This window comes from Bradyrhizobium sp. 197 (assembly GCF_023073375.1).
Classification (GTDB): domain Bacteria; phylum Pseudomonadota; class Alphaproteobacteria; order Rhizobiales; family Xanthobacteraceae; genus Bradyrhizobium.
In genome coordinates, this window is the sequence record NZ_JADPJJ010000015.1 from 1 (window position 1) to 2688 (window position 2688).

The following is a 2688-nucleotide window of genomic DNA, read 5'->3' on the forward strand; positions in this document are numbered from 1 at the left end:
GCAGCATGGCACCATGCGCAAGACCAAACATCGGGGCATCGCTCGCGTCGCCGCCGACTTCCTGCTTAATCTGATCGCCTATAACCTGATCCGAATTCCCAAACTGCTCGCCGCATAGCCACCCCGCGCCGGGGCACACTCAATACCAAGCTCGAAATTACATCCAACTCTACCGCGCCGCTCCAAAAACGACCGGCGGAAAAATGAAAATTCTCCATTTCAAGGTTTTTCAGCAGACTGCTAGACTCGCTGGAGAACAACCCGGCGCTCCGTAGCGCGCTCGGCCAGCTCGGCGCAGCCGTGTTGCCGGCCGTGCTGAACGAGGTGATCGGCAGCAACAATCAGGGCGGCCTCGGCGCGATCGTTGCAAAACTCCAGCAGGCGGGGTTCGGTGACCAGGTCAAATCCTGGCTCGGCAACGGCCAGAACCTGCCGATCTCGGCCGACCAGCTCCGTGCCGTGCTCGGCAGCGACACCGTCCGCCAATTGGCTGCGCGCTACAACATCCCGGTCGACCAGCTGGGCCAGATTCTGGCCCAGGAACTGCCCAAGGCCGTGGATCACGCCAGCCCCGACGGCCATTTGCCCCATACCGCCTGAAGAACCGGTTGCAGCGGTATCAGCGGCCGGGGCATCACTCTGAAATAACTGCAAAATTGGCAGGTTTGCCATGTCGCATACTGCTGGCCAAAAAGGCCGGCCGCATGCTATATGACGGCCGGGTTTCCGGCCGGCCGACGCAGTGGGACCATGGGCGTGGCAGGCGTTGTTTGAGTGATGGAGAGGGTGTTGAAGCACAAATTCCCTATTGGATCGCGCGTGTTGTTCACGGCCAGCAATGTCGCACGCCCCGCTGCCAGCGGATCGTATGAGATCATCCGCCTGCTGCCGACGGATGGTGACGACTGCCAGTACCGGATCAAGAGCTCGACCGAAGCCTTCGAACGCGTCGCCAAGGAAAGCCAGCTCGCGCTGTCCTGAAGCCGACGCTATCCGCGCGTTGGCGCGTACCGGGGAATTCCATCCTGCCGCCGTCAAAAGGCCCGCTTCACCTTCAAAAGGTGGGCCGGGGGCAGTTGCCGACTCTCGGTGCTCGCTTTGACCATTCGCTCTCTGCTCGCGTGAGGGGACGTCGCGCATGAACTGGGCATGGGCCTCGCCGCTCGACCAAATCTGGCGCTCGCCGGTCTTTCCGATGTGGATGACGCTGACGGCTGCCGGCTTCTTCGGACTGATCCTCCTGATCACGCTGCTGCGTGCCGAAAGATCGGTCGCCAACGGCGCGCTGACCATCATCGCACTGCTCGCCATTGCTGTCGCATTGGCCGCCAATGTGCACGTCTCTGGACCGGCGGGGCAGGCCACGCCGACCGAGGCGCGTGCGCAGGCCGCGGTCATCGCGAGCCTGCCGGCGCTGTCCTGTCTCGACGATCTCGCCGGCGATGCCGTGGCCATTGGCTGCGAGAAGTCGCTGTTCGGCGCGCCTGACGCAGCCGCCGCGGCGATCTCCTACACCGCGGCCAGGATCGACCGGCTGATGGCGCTCGGCGATGCCGCGACCGCCGAGAAGAGCCTGACGCCCGACGTGAGGGTGCTGCGCAGATCGCTGGAACGTGATCGCTACGGCCTGGTCGCGCAGGTGCTGGTTGCGCGCGACGGCTGCACACAGTTCGACTGCGCGGCCTTCCGCTCGCTGACCGATCAGCAGCAGGTCGCCGCCAACATGGATTCCCATCTCTACGACACGCTGGTCGCGCGCTACGCGCCGACCTGGAATGCGCCTGCAACGTCGCAGTTGCCGGCCACTGCCGCGCTTGCCGGACTGCCGCCGTCGATGCCGACGGGCAAGCCGACCAATGCGGAGTTCCCGAGCGCCTCGTCGACGCCGCCGATCAGCATCATGAATCCGGAGCCGCCAACGCGCCAGGCGGCGCCCGCCGCAAACGCTGGGGCCTCGCCGGCTCCGCGCGCGCCGGCAGCGGCTTCGGCACAGGCCGCCGCGCCCGCCGCAAAGAAACCGTCTGCGCCGAAGGCTGCGCGTGCGCCGGTGGCACCGCCGGTTCCGCTGGCGCCGCCGGCCGCGGCGCCCGCGGCTGCGGATAACGAGTAGATCGGCATTCCAAATGCGTGGCTGCCCGGCTAATGCTGGGGCATGCCACTACATCTGATCAAGCTCGCGGTCGGTTGCGACTCCGTCAAGGAATTGAAGGAGTGGACCGCCGAACGGATGCGGACCGCCAAGAAGAAGGGTCTGCCGCAACATCACATCCACATCACCCGCATGGTGCCCAAGCGCGACGCCGAGATCCTGTCGGGCGGGTCGCTCTATTGGGTGATCAAGGGCGAAGTCGCCGCGCGCGAAAAAATCATCGGCATCGAGCCGTTCCGCGACAAGGACGGCATCGGCCGCTGCCGGATCGTGATGCAGCCGAAGGTGATCTCGGTGTCGCCGCGGCCGATGCGCCCGTTCCAGGGCTGGCGCTATCTCGCCGACGATTCCGTGCCGCCTGATCTCGGCAAGTCCGCAGCCGGCTCGATCGCCGCGATGCCGGAGCCGATGCGGCGCGAGCTGCGCAATCTCGGATTGCTCTAGGGTCTGTTGGGATTCAGGATTCTCATCGGGGCTTGGTTGTGATTCAAGCTTGGGATGGACCGATTCGTTTTGACTGACGCCCAATGGGCGAAGAT

At 65.1% G+C, this 2688-nt stretch carries 4 protein-coding genes; all 4 read left to right on the forward strand.

Translation table 11 applies throughout. From position 1 onward, the window contains the following. Nucleotides 1–237 precede the first annotated feature (237 nt). The 4 genes from IVB27_RS04745 to IVB27_RS04760 all read left to right on the forward strand — a co-directional run bounded on the left by IVB27_RS04745 (nt 238) and on the right by IVB27_RS04760 (nt 2593). The gene (locus IVB27_RS04745) at nt 238–600 is read left to right on the forward strand and encodes a YidB family protein (RefSeq protein WP_247441794.1); all 363 of its coding nucleotides are present in this window, start codon (nt 238–240) and stop codon (nt 598–600) included. Nucleotides 601–777: 177 nt separating this feature from the next. Then, nucleotides 778–981 carry a hypothetical protein gene (locus IVB27_RS04750; protein WP_007603227.1) on the forward strand — a complete coding sequence of 68 codons (204 nt, stop codon included), beginning with the start codon at nt 778–780 and terminating at the stop codon, nt 979–981. Nucleotides 982–1138: 157 nt separating this feature from the next. After that, nucleotides 1139–2110, forward strand: a complete 972-nt coding sequence (locus IVB27_RS04755; protein ID WP_247441791.1) for a hypothetical protein — start codon at nt 1139–1141, stop codon at nt 2108–2110. A 42-nt stretch (nt 2111–2152) separates the two neighbouring features. Then, nucleotides 2153–2593 (forward strand): DUF1489 family protein, encoded by a 441-nt coding sequence (locus IVB27_RS04760; protein WP_247340702.1) that lies wholly within the window; start codon nt 2153–2155, stop codon nt 2591–2593. Nucleotides 2594–2688 lie beyond the last annotated feature (95 nt).

Coding starts and splice junctions, on each gene's coding strand:
- IVB27_RS04750 (WP_007603227.1), top strand. CDS start 778: ATGGAGAGGGTGTTGAAGCACAAATTCCCTATTGGATCGCGCGTGTTG.
- IVB27_RS04755 (WP_247441791.1), top strand. CDS start 1,139: ATGAACTGGGCATGGGCCTCGCCGCTCGACCAAATCTGGCGCTCGCCG.
- IVB27_RS04760 (WP_247340702.1), top strand. CDS start 2,153: ATGCCACTACATCTGATCAAGCTCGCGGTCGGTTGCGACTCCGTCAAG.